At 64.1% G+C, this 16,190-nt stretch carries 14 protein-coding genes; 8 read left to right on the top strand and 6 right to left on the bottom strand.

Annotated features, from left to right (window positions below):
• Positions 1–71: 71 nt before the first annotated feature.
• The 4 genes from DENOEST_RS16965 to DENOEST_RS16980 all read left to right on the top strand — a co-directional run bounded on the left by DENOEST_RS16965 (position 72) and on the right by DENOEST_RS16980 (position 5,636).
• The gene (locus tag DENOEST_RS16965; RefSeq protein WP_145769447.1) at positions 72–1,850 is read left to right on the top strand and encodes an FAD-dependent oxidoreductase; all 1,779 of its coding nucleotides are present in this window, start codon (positions 72–74) and stop codon (positions 1,848–1,850) included.
• A complete protein-coding gene (locus tag DENOEST_RS16970; RefSeq protein ID WP_145769448.1) occupies positions 1,847–3,697 on the top strand; it encodes a 2-oxoacid:acceptor oxidoreductase subunit alpha in 1,851 nt (616 codons plus the stop codon). The genes DENOEST_RS16965 and DENOEST_RS16970 overlap by 4 nt, the downstream gene beginning before the upstream one ends.
• Positions 3,694–4,749 carry a 2-oxoacid:ferredoxin oxidoreductase subunit beta gene (locus DENOEST_RS16975; protein ID WP_145769449.1) on the top strand — a complete coding sequence of 352 codons (1,056 nt, stop codon included), beginning with the start codon at positions 3,694–3,696 and terminating at the stop codon, positions 4,747–4,749. Before DENOEST_RS16970 ends, DENOEST_RS16975 begins: the two co-directional genes overlap by 4 nt.
• Positions 4,750–5,009: 260 nt before the next feature.
• A complete protein-coding gene (locus DENOEST_RS16980; RefSeq protein WP_145769450.1) occupies positions 5,010–5,636 on the top strand; it encodes an OmpW/AlkL family protein in 627 nt (208 codons plus the stop codon).
• A gap of 47 nt (positions 5,637–5,683) precedes the next feature.
• Here the strand turns inward: DENOEST_RS16980 and ribD are convergent, their stop codons facing one another.
• The 3 genes from ribD to glyA form a co-directional block, all read right to left on the bottom strand.
• Positions 5,684–6,784, bottom strand: a complete 1,101-nt coding sequence (gene ribD, locus DENOEST_RS16985) for a bifunctional diaminohydroxyphosphoribosylaminopyrimidine deaminase/5-amino-6-(5-phosphoribosylamino)uracil reductase RibD (RefSeq protein ID WP_197970650.1) — start codon at positions 6,782–6,784, stop codon at positions 5,684–5,686.
• Positions 6,785–6,804: 20 nt separating this feature from the next.
• Positions 6,805–7,275, bottom strand: coding sequence for a transcriptional regulator NrdR (gene nrdR / locus DENOEST_RS16990; RefSeq protein ID WP_145769451.1), 471 nt, complete (start codon positions 7,273–7,275; stop codon positions 6,805–6,807).
• 210 nt (positions 7,276–7,485) lie between these two features.
• A complete protein-coding gene (gene glyA / locus DENOEST_RS16995; protein ID WP_145769452.1) occupies positions 7,486–8,730 on the bottom strand; it encodes a serine hydroxymethyltransferase in 1,245 nt (414 codons plus the stop codon).
• 113 nt (positions 8,731–8,843) lie between these two features.
• Between glyA and DENOEST_RS17000 the strand changes: the two genes are divergently transcribed.
• Together DENOEST_RS17000 and DENOEST_RS17005 are read left to right on the top strand one after the other, a co-directional pair.
• Complete coding sequence (locus DENOEST_RS17000) at positions 8,844–9,377, top strand: TRAP transporter small permease subunit (protein WP_145769453.1); 534 nt, start codon at positions 8,844–8,846, stop codon at positions 9,375–9,377.
• Positions 9,374–10,825 carry a TRAP transporter large permease gene (locus tag DENOEST_RS17005; protein WP_145769454.1) on the top strand — a complete coding sequence of 484 codons (1,452 nt, stop codon included), beginning with the start codon at positions 9,374–9,376 and terminating at the stop codon, positions 10,823–10,825. Before DENOEST_RS17000 ends, DENOEST_RS17005 begins: the two co-directional genes overlap by 4 nt.
• 9 nt (positions 10,826–10,834) lie before the next feature.
• Here DENOEST_RS17005 and DENOEST_RS17010 read toward each other — a convergent pair whose 3' ends face one another.
• Together DENOEST_RS17010 and pmbA are read right to left on the bottom strand one after the other, a co-directional pair.
• The gene (locus DENOEST_RS17010; RefSeq protein ID WP_145769455.1) at positions 10,835–11,920 is read right to left on the bottom strand and encodes a TRAP transporter substrate-binding protein; all 1,086 of its coding nucleotides are present in this window, start codon (positions 11,918–11,920) and stop codon (positions 10,835–10,837) included.
• Between the two features lie 8 nt (positions 11,921–11,928).
• Positions 11,929–13,266 carry a metalloprotease PmbA gene (gene pmbA / locus DENOEST_RS17015; RefSeq protein ID WP_145769456.1) on the bottom strand — a complete coding sequence of 446 codons (1,338 nt, stop codon included), beginning with the start codon at positions 13,264–13,266 and terminating at the stop codon, positions 11,929–11,931.
• A 38-nt stretch (positions 13,267–13,304) separates the two neighbouring features.
• Between pmbA and yjgA the strand changes: the two genes are divergently transcribed.
• Positions 13,305–13,844: a ribosome biogenesis factor YjgA gene (yjgA, locus tag DENOEST_RS17020; RefSeq protein WP_332068235.1), complete on the top strand. Its 540-nt coding sequence runs from the start codon at positions 13,305–13,307 to the stop codon at positions 13,842–13,844.
• 29 nt (positions 13,845–13,873) lie between these two features.
• Complete coding sequence (gene mog / locus DENOEST_RS17025) at positions 13,874–14,455, top strand: molybdopterin adenylyltransferase (protein ID WP_145769458.1); 582 nt, start codon at positions 13,874–13,876, stop codon at positions 14,453–14,455.
• A 221-nt stretch (positions 14,456–14,676) separates the two neighbouring features.
• Here mog and DENOEST_RS17030 read toward each other — a convergent pair whose 3' ends face one another.
• Positions 14,677–16,140 (bottom strand): M17 family metallopeptidase, encoded by a 1,464-nt coding sequence (locus DENOEST_RS17030; protein WP_145769459.1) that lies wholly within the window; start codon positions 16,138–16,140, stop codon positions 14,677–14,679.
• Positions 16,141–16,190 lie beyond the last annotated feature (50 nt).

A 16,190-nucleotide genomic window follows, 5' to 3' on the forward strand; every position in this document is an offset into this window, starting at 1 on the left:
GCTATTAAAATCATGCCCTTTTCCCCGCGGGACGACACCGTCGGGACTAGCGACAAACTACTGGAGGAGCTGTGAATCCGACTGATATCCGCAATCCCGACTACTTCCACAAGGTCGTGGATTGCCAATGGGCCTGCCCGGCCCACACGCCGGTACCGGAATATATTCGCCTGATCGCAGCGGGTCGCTACGACGACGCCTACATGATCAACTGGCGGTCCAATGTTTTCCCCGGCATTCTGGGTCGCGTTTGCGACCGCCCCTGCGAACCGGCCTGCCGTCGCGGCCGGGTGGAAGCGGAGCCGGTCGCCATCTGCCGACTGAAGCGCGTGGCGGCGGACTACAAGGGCGATATCAAGGCCCGCCTGCCCCTTCCCGCAAGCACCAAGAACGGCAAGCGCGTGGCCTGCATCGGCGGCGGCCCGGCTTCCCTCACCGTGGCTCGTGACCTGCTGCCCCTGGGTTACGAAGTGGTGATCTACGACGGCGCCAGCAAGGCCGGCGGCATGGTGCGCAGCCAGATTCCCAAGTTCCGCCTCCCTGAGACCGTCCTCGACGAGGAAGTGGACTACATCCTGGAAATGGGGGCCACCCGTCGCCTCGACACCTGGGTCAACAGCCTCAGGAATATCGTGACCGAGGGCTACGACGCCGTGTTCGTCGGTACCGGCGCCCCCCGGGGCCGCGAGGCCGACATCCCTGGGCGCCAGGAAGCCGGCAAGCACATCCATATCGGCATCGACTGGCTGTCCAGCGTGGCCTTTGGTCATGTGGACAAGATTGCACCACGCGTGATCGTCCTGGGCGGCGGCAACACCGCCATGGACTGCTGCCGCACCTCCAAGCGCCTGGGCGGCACTGACGTCAAGGTGGTGGTCCGCAGTGGTTTCGAGGAAATGAAAGCCTCCCCCTGGGAACGGGAGGATGCCATGCACGAGGGCATCGAGATTCACAACTTCCTGGTGCCCAAGGAATTCAAGCACGACAACGGCCGCCTCACCGGCGTGCTGTTCGAGAAGGTCAAGGCCGAGTACGACGCCAAGGGTCGCCGCAACCTGGTGCCCACCGGCGAAGCCGACCTGTTGATGGAATGCGACGAAGTGCTGGTGGCCATCGGCCAGGAAAATGCCTTCCCCTGGATCGAGCGGGACCTGGGCATCGAGTTCGACAAGTGGGACATGCCGGTACTGAACCCGGCCACCCTGCAATCGACCCTGCCCCGCGTCTTCTTCGGCGGCGACGCGGCCCTCGGCCCCAAGAACATCATCACCGCCGTGGCCCAGGCCCACGAGGCCGCCATTTCCATCGACCTGTTCTGCCAGGGCAAGGATCTGAAGCAGCGCCCCGCGCCCCATACCAACCTGGCCAGCCAGAAGATGGGCATCCACGAGTGGAGCTACGGCAACAACGTCACCCTGGACCATCGTCACAAGGTACCCACCCTGGACCTGCAAAAGTCCCTGGCGAACCTGAGGAACGAGTTCGAGCTGGGCTACGACATCAAGCTGGCCTTCGCGGAAGCCGAGCGCTGCCTCAATTGTGACGTGCAGACGGTATTCACCACCAAGCTGTGCATCGAGTGCGACGCCTGCACCGACATCTGCCCCATGGACTGCATCACCTTCACCGGCAATGGCGAAGCAGCTGATCTGCGCAGCCGACTGAAGGCGCCGGCGACCAATCTCGGCCAGGACATCTATGTCTCCGATACCTTGCAAACCGGCCGTGTCGCCGTCAAGGACGAGGATGTCTGCCTCCATTGCGGCCTCTGCGCCGAGCGCTGTCCGACCGGCGCCTGGGACATGCAGAAATTCTTTATCGAAACCAGTCAAGCGGGGCAGCAGCCATGAGCGCCACCACACCACCCCTACAGCGCACCAACGACTTCGTCGTCAAGTTCGCCAACGTCAACGGCTCCGGCTCGGCCTCGGCCAACAACCTGTTCGCCCGTTCGATCCTGCGCATGGGCGTGCCGGCCTCGGCCCGCAACATCTTCCCCTCCAACATCCAGGGCCTGCCCACCTGGTATGAAGTTCGCGTCAGCGGCTCGGGCTGGCTGGGCCGGCGCGGCGGCGTGGACCTGATGGTGGCCATGAACCCCCAGACCTGGGAAAAGGACGTGGCGGAAGTGGAGCCCGGCGGCTACCTGTTCTACGACAGCACCCGCTTCCTGCCCAAGTCCAAGTTCCGCGAGGACATCACGGTGCTGGGCCTGCCCCTGACCGAGATCTGCAACCGGGAATTCACCAGCCCCCGGGAACGCCAGCTGTTCAAGAACATCATGTACCTGGGCGCCCTGGCGGCCCTGCTGGGCATCGAGCTCGCCGAGATCGACAAGCTGATCCAGGAACAGTACGGTTCCAAGCAGAAGCTGATCGACTCCAACCTGAAGGTGCTGCGCCTGGGCCATGATGCGGCCACGGCCCAGTTGCCCTGCCCCATCGGCCTCCGGGTCGAACGTTCCGACCAAGTGGGCGATCGCATCTTCATCGACGGCAACACCGCCGCCGGTCTGGGCTGCGTCTATGGCGGCGCCACGGTGGCTGGCTGGTATCCGATCACACCCTCCACCTCGGTGATCGAGGCCTTCACCACCTATTGCAAGCAACTGCGTCATGACCCTGAAACGGGCCAGGCCAACTACGCCATCGTCCAGGCGGAAGACGAACTGGCCTCCATCGGCATGGTGATCGGCGCCGGCTGGAACGGCGCCCGTTCCTTCACCGCCACCTCCGGCCCCGGCATCTCCCTGATGCAGGAGTTCTTCGGCCTGGCCTATTTCGCCGAGATTCCCGCCGTGGTCATCGACGTGCAGCGGGGCGGCCCGTCCACCGGCATGCCCACCCGCACCCAGCAGTCCGACGTGCTGGCCTGCGCCTACGCTTCCCACGGCGACACCAAGCATGTGCTGCTGTTCCCCCAGGACCCCAACGAGTCCTTCGAGTTCTCCGCCACCGCCCTGGACCTGGCCGAGCGCCTGCAGACCCCGGTGTTCGTGATGCTGGACCTGGATATCGGCATGAACGAGTGGCTGGTGCCCCCCTTCAACTGGGACGACGCCCGGGAGTACGACCGGGGCAAGGTGATGAGCGCCGAGGAACTGGAAGCCGGCAAGGATTTCGGCCGCTACCTGGAAGTGGACGGGGATGGCATTCCCTACCGCACCCTGCCCGGTACCCACCCCAAGCGCGGCGCCTTCTTCACCCGGGGCACCACCCGCGACCCCTATGCCAAGTACAGCGAAGTGGGCTCGGTCTATGTGGGCAACATGGAGCGGTTGCTGAAGAAATTCGACACCGCCCGCAGCCTGGTGCCGGCGCCGGTACTCAAGAAGGCCAAGCAGGCCACCGAGTTCGGCGTGATCTACTACGGCTCCAGCAGCGAGCCCATGAACGAGGCCCTGGCCCAACTGGAAGCCGAAGGCTTCCAGTTGGACGCCCTGCGGGTGCGCGCCTTCCCCTTCAGCGACGAGGTCTATCGCTTCATCAAGGAGCATCCGGTGACCTACGTCGTCGAACAGAACCGCGATGCCCAGTTGAAGACCCTGCTGGTGACCGAAGGCCAGTTCGACCCGGCCCGACTGGTATCCGTGCTGCATTACGACGGTGCCCCCCTCACTGCCCGCTTCGTCAGCCGTGAAATCGGCGCCCGCATGGACGCGGCCAAAGTGACCCCGATCAAGAAGGTGGCCTCATGACCTACATCATCAAGCCCAAGCTGCACCATCCTACCCTCACCCCCAACGCCATCGGCTACACCCGGCGCGACTATGAGGGTGCCATCTCCACCATGTGCGCCGGCTGCGGCCACGACTCCATCTCCTCGGCGGTGATCCAGGCCTGTTACGAACTGGACATCGAGCCCCACCGGGTCGCCAAGCTCTCCGGCATCGGCTGCTCCTCCAAGTCGCCGGACTATTTCCTGGGCAACGCCCACGGCTTCAATACCGTACATGGCCGCATGCCCTCGGTGCTCACCGGCGCCAACATGGCCAACAAGGACCTGCTCTACCTGGGCATTTCCGGCGACGGCGATACCGCGTCCATCGGCCTGGGCCAGTTCGCCCACGCCATCCGGCGCGGCGTGAAGATGGTCTATCTGGTGGAGAACAACGGCGTCTATGGCCTGACCAAGGGCCAGTTCTCCGCCACCGCCGATGCCGGCTCCAAGAGCAAGGGCGGGGTGGTGAATGAGGACTCCCCCATCGACCTCTGCGCCCTGGCCCTGCAAATGGGCGCCACCTTCGTCGGCCGCAGCTTTTCCGGCGACAAGGAGCAACTGGTGCCCCTGCTCAAGGCCGCCTTCACCCACGGCGGCACCGCCATGATCGACGTGCTCAGCCCCTGCGTGACCTTCAACAATCATGCCGGCTCCACCAAGAGTTACGACTACGTGCGGGAGCACAACGACGCCCTGAACCGCCTGGACGTCTTCTTTGGTCGGGACGAGATCACCACCCAGTACGAACCCGGCTCCACCGTGGAGGTGGCCCAGCATGACGGCTCCATCCTGCGGCTGCACAAGCTCCACGACAGCTACGCGCCCACCGACCGGCTGCACGCCATGCGCTACCTGGAAGAGCGCAAGGCCCTGGGGGAGATCGTCACCGGTCTGCTCTATGTGGATCAGGCCCCCAGCACCCTCCACGACCATCTGAAGACCGTGGATGTGCCCCTGAACAAGCTGGGTGCCAAGGTGCTCAGTCCCGGCCGCAGCAAGCTGGAGGAGATCAACGCCTCCCTGCGCTGATTTCCCCTCCTGCAGCAATACTCGCAGCCCCCGCAAGGGGGCTGCGTCGTTTACGGTCTCATCCACGTTCTCCCCGACCCTGATCTGAGGGCAGGATCGGCAGACCTTCTCTGAACACCCCCAGGGGCCGACTCCCTGACCGATCACAAGCTCAAAACTTGTCGTGCATCAAATTTGATGTACATCAAAAACTACAAGCATATCGCGGCGCACAATAAACCATCTTTATTGAAATGGTTTATTTACTAACGGAGCGCATCATGAAAAAGTCCCTGGCAATCACCTTGGCAATTGCAGCAACTCTTGGCACTTCCGCAGCAATGGCGGAAAAAAATGAAGGAAACTTCATGTTTCGGGTCCGTGCTGTCGATATCCAGCCAGTCAAAAGCTGGTCTGATGCTGGAGTGCTCGGCCTGCCTAGCAACGATGTTTATGTGAAGGACAAGACCATTCCCGAGGTGGATTTCACCTACTTCTTCAGCAAAAATCTCGCCGCGGAGCTGATTCTGACCTATCCGCAGAAGCTTCAGGTCACTTCCAAGACCCTGGGCGACTTGGGTTCCTTCAAGGCCCTACCTCCGACATTGACTCTTCAGTACCATTTCATGCCCGACGCCAATTTCCGGCCCTATGTGGGTGCCGGCGTGAACTACACCCTGATCTCCTCCAAGAAGGTCAACAAGGTGGCTCCCCTGAGTCTGGAGAACGACAGCCTGGGTGGCGCCCTGCAAGTGGGTTTTGACTACAAGATTGGCGAGAACAGCTTCATCAACGTGGACCTGAAAAAGGTCTATATCGATTCCGACGTGAAGCTGAACGGCACCAAGATTGGCAAGGTCAAGCTGGACCCGGTCCTGTTCGGTATCGGCTACGGCTTCCGCTTCTAAGCCGGACTGCCGTCAATCAAAGCCCGGGCTACGCCCGGGCTTTTTTATTAGATTGAGGGATGTGTGCGAAACCGGGCCAGAAAGCGCAGATCGCGCCCCACCTTGCGCAGGTCCCGGATGTCCAGCTCCCGCTTACCGGAAAGCTGTTGCAGTTCGGGCAGATCGAACATGCCCCGGGCCTGATCGCCGATCAGGATCGGTGCCTGATAGATCAGCAGTTCATCCACGCAGCCTTCCCGCAGCAGGGAGCCGTTGAGCTTGAAGCCGGCCTCGGCCAGCACTTCGTTGATGCCCCGCCGCGCCAATTCCTCCATCAAACCGGGTAGATCCACCTTGCCGGCGACGTTGGGGATCAGGACGACCTCGGCCCCCCGTTGCCGCAGGGCCTCGGCCCGCCGGGCATCCTCCACGGCACAGGCAATCAGCACCCCGCCATCCTCCAGCAGTCTGGCGTTCAGGGGCGTTTCCAGCCGGCTGTCCACCACCACCCGCAGGGGCTGGCGGCTGGTGCTCACTTCTCGCGCCGTCAGGCGCGGATCATCATCCCGCACGGTGCCAATGCCAGTCAGCACCGCGCAACTGCGGGCGCGCCAGCCATGGGCATCGCGTCGCGCCTCAGGACCGGTGATCCATTGGGACTGGCCGTTATTGAGGGCTGTCTTGCCGTCCAGGCTGGCGGCCACCTTGAGTCGCAGCCAGGGCCGCTGGCGGGTCATGCGGGAATGGAAACCGATGTTCAGCTCCCGGGACTCTTCCTCCATCAGGCCCAGGGCGGTCTCGATACCGGCCTCCCGTAGACGGTCCAGGCCCTGGCCCGCCACCCGTGGATTGGGATCCTCCATGGCTGCCACTACCCGGGCTACGCCAGCGGCGATCAACGCTTCCGTGCAAGGCGGGGTACGACCGTGGTGGGAGCAGGGCTCCAGGGACACATAGGCGACGGCCCCCCGTGCCGATTCCCCGGCGTCCTGCAAGGCATGGATTTCAGCGTGGGGGCGGCCCGCCTTTTCATGCCAGCCCTCACCCACGACCCGCCCCTCCTTGACCAACACGCAACCCACCCGGGGATTGGGCGTGGTGGTGTACAGACCTCGCCTGGCCAAACGCAGGGCCTGGGCCATGTACTGATGATCAAGAGCGGAGAACATGGGGAAAGGCTCAGGCAGCATCAAACCCCGTTGGGGCGGGGCGGAGCCTGCACTTCGCGGATGGCTTCGGAAAATTCATCCACATCCTCGAAGTTGCGATAGACAGAAGCGAAGCGGATATAGGCCACCTTGTCGAGCTTTTTCAGCTCCCGCATCACCAGTTCGCCGATGCGCCCGGAAGGGATCTCCCGCTCCCCCAGGGACACCAGTTTTTCCTCGATCCGATCCAGTGCCCCATCAATACTCTCGGTACTCACCGGCCGCTTGCGCAGGGCCAGAGCCATACTGCCCTGAAGCTTGGCCCGGTCATAGGCCACCCGGCTGCCATTCTTCTTGACGATCTGGGGCAACTGCAACTCGGCCCGTTCATAGGTAGTGAAGCGTTTGTCGCAATCCGCGCAACGGCGCCGGCGCCGGATGGTGTCCCCTTCCTCATTGCCCCGGGAGTCGACAACCTGAGTATCGGTGCTGGCGCAAAAAGGGCATTTCACTGAAGTGTCCTTTTTGCGTCGTAAGCGAACATGCCATCCACCACGTTCCTCCTTCCCGAGGAAGGAGGGTAACTAGTCACCTCCCCCGCTCGGCGGGGGAGGCCGGGAGGGAGTGCCGTTCCTGGCCCGCTGCGGGAATGGGTTTTATCCATTCCCGCTCGGCGGGGGAGGCCGGGAGGGGGTGCCCCGTCCTGCTCCCGTTTATGGCAATCAGCCATAAACGGGGAATTTCTTGCACAGGGCGGAGACTTCGCTCCGCACCCGGGCCAGCACGGCTTGATCCTCGGGGGCTTCGAGCACGTCGGCGATCAGGTGGGCCACCTGTTCCGCCTCGATCTCGGTGAAGCCCCGGGTGGTCATGGCCGGGGAACCAATGCGAATGCCGGAGGTGACGAAGGGCTTTTCCGGATCGTTGGGAATGGCGTTCTTGTTCACCGTGATGTGGGCATTGCCCAGGGCTGCCTCGGCGGCCTTGCCGGTGATCTGCTTGGCCCGCAGGTCCACCAGGAATACATGGGATTCGGTGCGGCCGGACACGATCCGCAGACCCCGGGAACTCAGCACCTTGGCCATGACGATGGCGTTTTCGATGACCTGTTCCTGATACCGCTTGAACTCCGGCGTCATGGCCTCCTTGAAGGCCACGGCCTTGGCGGCGATCACGTGCATCAGGGGGCCGCCCTGTAGGCCGGGGAAGATGGCCGAGTTGATGGCCTTCTCGTGTTCCGCCTTCATCAGGATCAGGCCGCCGCGAGGGCCGCGCAGGGTCTTGTGGGTGGTGGAGGTGACCACATCGGCGTGGGGCACCGGGTTGGGATAGAAGCCCGCTGCCACCAGGCCGGCATAGTGGGCCATGTCCACCATGAAGATGGCGCCGACGGCCTTGGCGATGCGGGCGAAGCGCTCGAAGTCGATCTTCAGGGCAAAGGCGGAAGCGCCGGCGATGATCAGTTTGGGCTTGTGCTCGTGGGCCAGCTTCTCCAGGGCCACGTAGTCGATGTCCTCCTTCTCGTCGAGGCCGTAGGGCACGACGTTGAACCACTTGCCCGACATATTCACCGGCGAGCCATGGGTCAGGTGGCCGCCCATCGCCAGATTCATGCCGAGGATGGTGTCGCCGGGCTTGAGGAAGGCCATGAACACTGCCTGGTTGGCCTGGGAACCGGAGTTGGGCTGGACGTTGGCGGCGTCGGCGCCGAACAGCTTCTTGGCCCGGTCGATGGCCAGTTGCTCGGCCACATCCACATGCTCGCAACCGCCGTAATAGCGCTTGCCCGGATAGCCCTCGGCGTATTTGTTGGTGAGCTGGGAGCCCTGGGCTTCCATCACCGCCCAGGACACATAGTTCTCGGAGGCGATCAGTTCGATATGCTCTTCCTGGCGATGATTTTCGGCCTGGATTGCGGCAAACAGCTCGGCATCAACCTTGGAGAGGGAATTCTGCTTGGAAAACATGGCACTATCCGTGGAATGAGTAATCGGCGGATTTTATCATGGGGCCGCCGCCCGGCTCCGGCCCTTCGCCCCCGATTGCCGCCAATGGTGCACAATGCGCCGCCGGAGAACCCATGAAAACTCTGCTCACCCTTTCCCGCCTGATCGACGGACTCAACGAACGCATCGGTCGCGTCGCCCCCTGGCTGGTGCTGGCCATGGTGCTGCTTTCCAGCGGCAATGCCCTGGTGCGCAAGATCTTCGACAGCAGCTCCAACGCCTACCTGGAAGGCCAGTGGTACATGTTCGCGGCCCTGTTCCTGCTCTGCGGCGGCTACACCCTGCTCAGACAGGAGCATGTGCGCATTGACGTGATCTACAGCCGCTTTTCGCGCCGCACCCAGGTCTGGATCGACGTTCTGGGCACACTGCTGTTTCTGTTGCCCTTCGCCCTGCTGCTGCTGTTTCTGTGCTGGCCCTATTTCCTCGACGCCTGGCACTCCGGCGAAATCTCTGCCAATGCCGGCGGCCTGACCCAGTGGTGGGTCAAGCTGTTCATGCCCCTGGGCTTTCTGCTGCTGGCCCTGCAAGGCGGTTCCGAACTGATCAAGCGACTGGCCTTCCTGATCGGGCAGGCACCAGACCCAGTGGCGGACAAGAAACCATGATGGAATTTCTTGCCGCCAACCTGGCCCCCGTCATCTTCGCCTCCCTGATCCTGTTTCTGCTGGCCGGCTATCCGGTGGCCTTCGCCCTGGCCGCCAACGGCATCGTCTTCGGTCTGGTGGGTATAGCCCTGGACGTATTACCCCCGGCCCTGTTCCAGGCCCTGCCGGAGCGGGTATTCGGCGTGATGAACAACGAGACCCTGCTGGCGGTGCCCTTCTTCACCTTCATGGGGCTGATCCTGGAACGCTCCGGCATGGCCGAGGACCTGCTCGACACCATCGGCCAGTTGTTCGGCCCGGTGCGCGGCGGCCTGGCCTACGCGGTGATCCTGGTGGGCGCCCTGCTGGCGGCCACCACCGGCGTCGTCGCCGCCTCGGTGATCTCCATGGGCCTGATCTCCCTGCCCATCATGCTGCGCCACGGCTACGACCGGCGTCTGGCGGCCGGGGTGATCACCGCCTCCGGCACCCTGGCCCAGATCATTCCGCCCTCCCTGGTGCTGATCATCCTGGCCGACCAACTGGGGCGCTCGGTGGGAGATCTCTATGCCGCCGCGCTGCTGCCAGGTCTGATGCTGACAGGGCTCTACGCCCTGTTCGTGCTGTCGGTCTCCATCCTCCGCCCCCACTGGGTGCCCGCCCTGCCCCCCGAGGCCCGCAGCCTGAGCCGAGGACAATTGGCACTGCGGGTATTGACCGTGCTGATCCCACCCCTGCTGCTGATCTTCCTGGTACTGGGGACCATCTTCCTGGGCCTGGCCACTCCCACCGAGGGCGGCGCCATGGGGGCCACTGGCGCCCTGGTGCTGGCCCTGTTGCGCCGCCGACTCTCCTGGTCCCTGCTGCGCCAGGCCATGGACAGCACGGCCAAGCTCACCACCTTCGTGGTCTTCATTCTGATCGGTGCCCGGGTCTTCAGCCTCACCTTCTATGGCGTCAATGGCCATGTCTGGGTGGAGGATCTGCTGCGGCATCTGCCAGGAGGACAACTGGGCTTCCTGATCGCAGTCAACCTGCTGGTCTTCGTGCTGGCCTTCTTCCTGGACTTCTTCGAGTTGTCCTTCATCATCGTGCCGCTGCTGGCCCCGGTGGCGCAGAAGCTGGGCATCGACCTGGTCTGGTTCGGCGTACTGTTGGCGATCAATATGCAGACCTCCTTCATGCACCCGCCCTTCGGCTTCGCCCTGTTCTTCCTGCGCTCGGTGGCGCCGAAGGCGGTGCGCACCAGCGACATCTACTGGGGAGCGGTGCCCTTCGTGCTGATCCAGTTGCTGATGGTGGGACTGGTGATCGCCTTTCCCCATCTGGCCAGCGGCTCCGCGCCTGGCCAGGGAATGTCTGGCGACAGCGGGCTGGAGCGCTATGTGCCCGGCATCGAACAGCCAGGGCAGGGGGAGGAGAACGACGACCCTGGCAGGGTATTCCTGCGCCAGATGCGGGGCGAGTGAAGCCCTGCCTCAGGGCTTGCCGCCCCGTCCGGCCTGGGCCATGAAGTTGTCGTAGGGGCGCTCGGCGATACCGAACCAGGCCACCTGCTCGTTGCGGAAGCGGCGCCAGGCCTCGTAGATCTTGCGGAAGTCCGTATTCCTGTCGGCGGTTTCCTGATAGAGCTCCGTGGCCGCCCGGTAACCGGCCTGCATGATCTCGTCGGAAAAGCGCCGCAACTGTGTGCCCGACTCGATCAGACGCTTCAGGGCCGGGGGATTCTTCACGTCGTAGGCGGCCTGCATGTCGGCATGGGCGTAGAGGCAGGCGTCCTCCAGGATGGCCTGGTACTCCGGCGGCAACCCTGCCCATTCCTTGAGGTTGACGTAGATGGTGAGCTGGGGACCGCCCTCCCACCAGCCGGGGAAGTAGTAGTGGCGGGCCACCTTGTTGAAGCCCAGCTTCTCGTCATCGTAAGGGCCCACCCACTCGGCGGCGTCAATGGCGCCCTTTTCCAAGGCTTGATAGACCTCGTTGCCGGGAATCTGCTGGGGCACCACCCCCAGGCGCGCCAGCACCTGGCCGGTGAGCCCGCCGACCCGGAACTTGAGGCCCTTGAGGTCGGCCAGGGTGCGAATTTCCTTGCGATACCAGCCTCCCATCTGGGCGCCGGTGTTGCCGCAGGGAATGCTCAGAATATTGTGGGGGCGAAACAGTTCCCGCATCAGGGCCAGGCCGCCGCCCTGCATCATCCAGGCGGTCTGCTGGCGGCTGTTGAGACCGAAGGGCACGGCGGTATCAAAGGCAAAAGCCGGGTTCTTGCCGATGTAGTAGTAGCTCGAGGTATGCCCGATGGGGACCGTGCCCTCTTTCACCGCATCGAACACGCCGGGGCCGGGCACCAGTTCACCGGCGGCGAAGACCTGGATCTGGAAGCGACCACCGGTGGCGGCCGCCACCCGCCGCGCCACGGTATTGGCCGCCTCGAAAATGGTGTCCAGGCTCTTGGGGAAACTGGAGGCCAGGCGCCAGCGGATGCGGGGGCCATCGGCCAGCACCGGTGTCGGCAGCATCGCCGCCGCCAGTCCGGCTCCTTGCAGAAAACGCCGTCGCTCCATGCTGTGTCTCAGTTGCCGGCGATGGTCATGGAATCCAGCAGGATCGAGCCCACCTGCTTGGAACCCCGCAGCAGCACGTCGTTGCCCACGGCCACGATACCCCGCAGCATGTCCTTCAGATTGCCAGCAATGGTGATCTCATGGACCGGGTAGGCGATCTTGCCGTTCTCCACCCAGTAGCCCGCGGCGCCCCTGGAGTAGTCACCGGTCACGTAATTCACGCCGTGGCCCAGCAGTTCCGTCACCAGCAAGCCGGTGCCCATCTGCTTGATCAGGCCGAGAAAATCGACACTGCCGGGGATGATCAGATTGTGGGCGCCGCCGGCATTGCCGGTGGTCTCCATGCCCAGTTTGCGGGCCGTATAGCTGGACAGGATGTAGCCCTGGAGCACACCGTCCCTCACCAGATCCCGGTCCCGGGTCGCCACGCCTTCGTCGTCGAAGGGGCAGGAAGCCTGGCCCCTGGGAATGTGAGGACGTTCAAGGATCTGCATGAAATCGGGAAACACCTGCTGACCCAGGCTGTCCAGCAGGAAGGAGGACTTGCGGTAGAGGGAGCCGCCGCTGACCGCATGGGTGAAATTGCCGATCAGGGAGGCCGCCAGGGGCGCCTCGAACAGCACCGGCGCCTTGCGGGTCTTCAGCTTGCGGGCACCCAGTCGAGCCAGGGCGCGCCGCGCCGCATAGTCGCCGATGGCCTCGGGCGCCGCCAGCGCGCCGGGCACCCGGTGGCCGGAATACCAGTCATCCCGCTGCATGTCATCCCCCTCGCCGGCAATCACCGAACAGGCGATGTAGTGGCGGGAAGAGGCATAGCCTCCCATGAAGCCCAGGCTATTGGCCGAAACGAAGTGGGACTGCTGCACCGAGACGCTGGCACCCTCCGAGTTCTTCACCAGGGGACTGACATCGAAGGCCGCCTGCTCGCAACGCAGTGCGATGTCGATGGCCTCTTCCACAGTCAAACGCCAGGGGTGATACAAATCCAGATCCCGCCATTGCCGGGCCAACAGTTTTTCATCGGGTAGACCCGCGCAGTCGTCGGCGGCGGTGAAGCGAGCAATGGAAAGGGCCGCCTCCACCGTGGAATGCAATGCCTCCCGGGAAAAGTCCGAAGTAGAGGCATGCCCCCGGCGCTGGCCCTGATAGACCGTGACGCCGATGCCCTTGTCCCGGTTGTACTCGATGGTCTCCACCTCCTGGCGCCGCACCGACACCGACTGGCCAAAACCTTCGGAAACATCCACTTCGCAGGCGCTGGCGCCCTGAGTGCGGGCGTAGTCTAGGGCATCCTGGGCCAGTTGGCGCAGGCTTTCCTGGGAATTGCTGAACGGGGAGCCGGACATATGAATGCTGCCAGAGGGGGAAAGCTATAATCATACCCGTGGAAACCCTTGATACCTCCCCCGAACGGCCCAGCAAATCCCAGATGAAGCGCGAAATGACCGCGCTTCAAGACATGGGTGAGCAACTGGTGGCCCTCTCCGCCGATCAACTGAAAAAGATCGAGCTTCCCGACAACCTGCGCAGTGCGGTGCGGGAGGCCCAGCGCATCAGCAGCCACGGCGCCCGCCGCCGCCAGATGCAATACATCGGCAAGTTGATGCGCGGCATCGAACCGGCCCCGATCCAGGCTGCCCTGGACGAGATCAACGGCGTCTCGACTGCCGCTAACGCCCGCCTGCACTGGCTGGAAAGCCAGCGCCAGCGCCTGCTGGAAAACGAGGCCGTGATCGGCGAGATCGCCAGGAACCATCCCGCCACGGACATCCAGCACCTGCGCCAATTGCGCCGCAATGCCCTGAAGGAACAGGAACAGGGCAAACCGCCCCGGGCCTTCCGGGAAATTTTTCAGGTGTTAAAGGAACTGCAAAGCCAGGAAACCTCCCTGGACACGGCATCCCCAGAGGCAGACCTCGACTGAGCACCGCCCCTTCCCAGTAGGCTCAACCCATGAACGACGAACTCCTCATCGGCCTGGTCTCCATCTCCGACCGGGCCTCTTCCGGCACCTATCAGGATCAGGGCATCCCGGCCCTGCAAGAATGGTTCGGCGCCGCCCTGTCCAGCCCCTGGCGCATGGAAACCCGGCTGATCCCCGACGAGCAAGCACTGATCGAGCAAACCCTGATCGAGCTTTGCGACACCGTGGGCTGCCACCTGGTACTGACCACCGGCGGCACCGGCCCCGCTCCCCGGGACGTGACGCCAGAAGCCACCCTGGCCGTGGCCCACAAGGTCATGCCCGGCTTTGGCGAACAGATGCGGCAGATTTCCCTGCGCTTCGTCCCTACCGCCATCCTCTCCCGCCAGGCGGGCGTGATCCGGGGAAAGACCCTGATCCTCAATCTGCCAGGCCAGCCCAAGTCCATCAAGGAAACCCTGGAAGGGGTCAAGGATGCCGAGGGCCAGCAACTGGTGCCCGGTATCTTCGCCGCCGTACCCTACTGCATCGACCTGATCGGCGGCCCCTACGCGGAAACCCACGATGCGGTGGTGAAGGCCTTCCGGCCCAAGTCGGCACTACGGCGCTGAATAGGCTCGGCCCCCCTTCGCCCCCGCCGGGGGGGCGATACGGCTCGCTACGCTCGATGTAGCGGGGCACTTCGTAGAAAGACCGTGCCGCCTGCGCCGCCGCGCGTGTACCGCTTTTCCTTGTCCCACAGGGATTTCCTTCGGTCAGGGCGGCCCGGCGGAAAAGCTCCGACGGGCTCCCCCTTTTGCTCCTGTCGGCCGGGGCAGCCCTCTCCCGCGCGTCAGGCTGCCCAGTCGCTCAGCAGATGCAGCCCCCAGGCCACGCCGAAGCCGGTCAGGTCGCTGCCCGTGGCGCCCAGGCCGCCACTGCAAGTGGAGGCTGACAGGTCCATGTGCAGCCAGGGACGCTCACCGGTGAAGCGCTTCAGGAAGCGGGCGGCCAGGATGTGGTCGGCTTCGCCTTCCATGGTGCATTGCTTGATGTCGGCCACCTTGGAGTCCAGGGCCGACTCGTAGTCCTCGTCCATGGGAAAGACGCAGACTCGCTCGCCGCTGGCTCGGCCGGCAGCCACGGCCTGGGCGGCAAGTTTGTCGTCGCTGGCGAAGACGCCGGAATAACGACTGCCCAGGGCGGAGTGCATGCTGCCGGTGAGGGTGGCGAAATCCACAATCAGATCCGGCTGCCGCTTGCCGTCTCCCCGATTGGCCAGGGTCAGAGTATCGGCCAGCACCATGCGGCCCTCGGCATCGGTGTGCACCACTTCGATGGTGGTGCCGTCCAGGGCAGTGACGATGTCGTTCTGCTTGTAGGCGCCGGGAGAAAGATGGTTGTGGGAGATGGCCAGCCAGGCGTCCACGGCGAAGGGCAGCTTCAGTTCCGTGATGGCCTGGAGCAGCCCCAGGACCACGGCAGAGCCGTTCATGTCCTCGTGCATGCCCTGCATGTAGCGGGCAGGCTTCAGGTTATGACCACCGGTGTCGAAACAGATGCCCTTGCCCACCAGGGCCGCGCTACGGGAACCTCGGCTCCTGGCGGGGTGATAGCGCAGGTGCACGATGGCGGCATCCTGATGGTCCGAGCCCTGGGCCACGGCGCAGAAAGCCCCGGCCCCCAGCGCCTTCAGACGCCTGAAGTCGTACTCCTTGATCTGCCAGCCCTGGACTGCGGCCAGCTGACGGATACGCTGGCGATAGGTGGCAGGCGTCAGCTCATTGGGCGGCAGGGCGGTCAGCTCCCGGGTCAGAAGATTGGCCCGGGCCAGGGCGGCAGGAGCAGCGAAGTCCCGGGTGCTGCCGACACCGAAATAGGCGATGCGGGCCAGGGCGCGGGGCGTCTTCTTTTTGCTCACCGGCAGGGGTGCGCCATTCAGCCAGGCCACGTAAAGCGCGTCCCGGGCCAGGTCGGAATCGTCCGTCCGGGCGACGATGGCCAGGGCCGCCGGCTTTTCTTCCAGCAGCAGCAGCAGGGCCTTGCGCAACAGGGTCAGGCGCTCGAAGCGGGAGGCTGCCGTTGGCGCCATGACCAGCACCATTCGCCCTCCGGAGGGTAGGTCCATGGCCTGGGGAGTCTTGGTCAGATCCTCGGCTTTCGTCTCGCGCCGAGCCAACACTCCGCGCCATTGGGCCACACCGGGAAGGTCATCGGGCAGGCTGCCAGCGGCCGGCAGCAGCCAAAGTTGATGCTGGGGCGCCTGGGCGCCGGGCAGGCCGGCGTGGCACCGAAGTTGGGCAAGAGGAGCAGACATGCGCGGGAACGTCCTTTGGAATTAGAATCGGCTCCGATTCTATCCCGCCG

The organism is Denitratisoma oestradiolicum, assembly GCF_902813185.1.
GTDB classification, from domain to species: Bacteria; Pseudomonadota; Gammaproteobacteria; order Burkholderiales; family Rhodocyclaceae; genus Denitratisoma; species Denitratisoma oestradiolicum.

Bases quoted from the DNA above. Each gene is read 5' to 3' on its own strand.
- ribD (WP_197970650.1), bottom strand. From the start codon at position 6,784: ATGTTCTCCGCTCTTGATCATCAGTACATGGCCCAGGCCCTGCGTTTG.
- glyA (WP_145769452.1), bottom strand. From the start codon at position 8,730: ATGTTTTCCAAGCAGAATTCCCTCTCCAAGGTTGATGCCGAGCTGTTT.
- DENOEST_RS16980 (WP_145769450.1), top strand. From the start codon at position 5,010: ATGAAAAAGTCCCTGGCAATCACCTTGGCAATTGCAGCAACTCTTGGC.
- DENOEST_RS16975 (WP_145769449.1), top strand. From the start codon at position 3,694: ATGACCTACATCATCAAGCCCAAGCTGCACCATCCTACCCTCACCCCC.
- mog (WP_145769458.1), top strand. From the start codon at position 13,874: ATGAACGACGAACTCCTCATCGGCCTGGTCTCCATCTCCGACCGGGCC.
- DENOEST_RS17030 (WP_145769459.1), bottom strand. From the start codon at position 16,140: ATGTCTGCTCCTCTTGCCCAACTTCGGTGCCACGCCGGCCTGCCCGGC.
- DENOEST_RS16970 (WP_145769448.1), top strand. From the start codon at position 1,847: ATGAGCGCCACCACACCACCCCTACAGCGCACCAACGACTTCGTCGTC.
- DENOEST_RS17010 (WP_145769455.1), bottom strand. From the start codon at position 11,920: ATGGAGCGACGGCGTTTTCTGCAAGGAGCCGGACTGGCGGCGGCGATG.
- DENOEST_RS17000 (WP_145769453.1), top strand. From the start codon at position 8,844: ATGAAAACTCTGCTCACCCTTTCCCGCCTGATCGACGGACTCAACGAA.
- pmbA (WP_145769456.1), bottom strand. From the start codon at position 13,266: ATGTCCGGCTCCCCGTTCAGCAATTCCCAGGAAAGCCTGCGCCAACTG.
- DENOEST_RS17005 (WP_145769454.1), top strand. From the start codon at position 9,374: ATGATGGAATTTCTTGCCGCCAACCTGGCCCCCGTCATCTTCGCCTCC.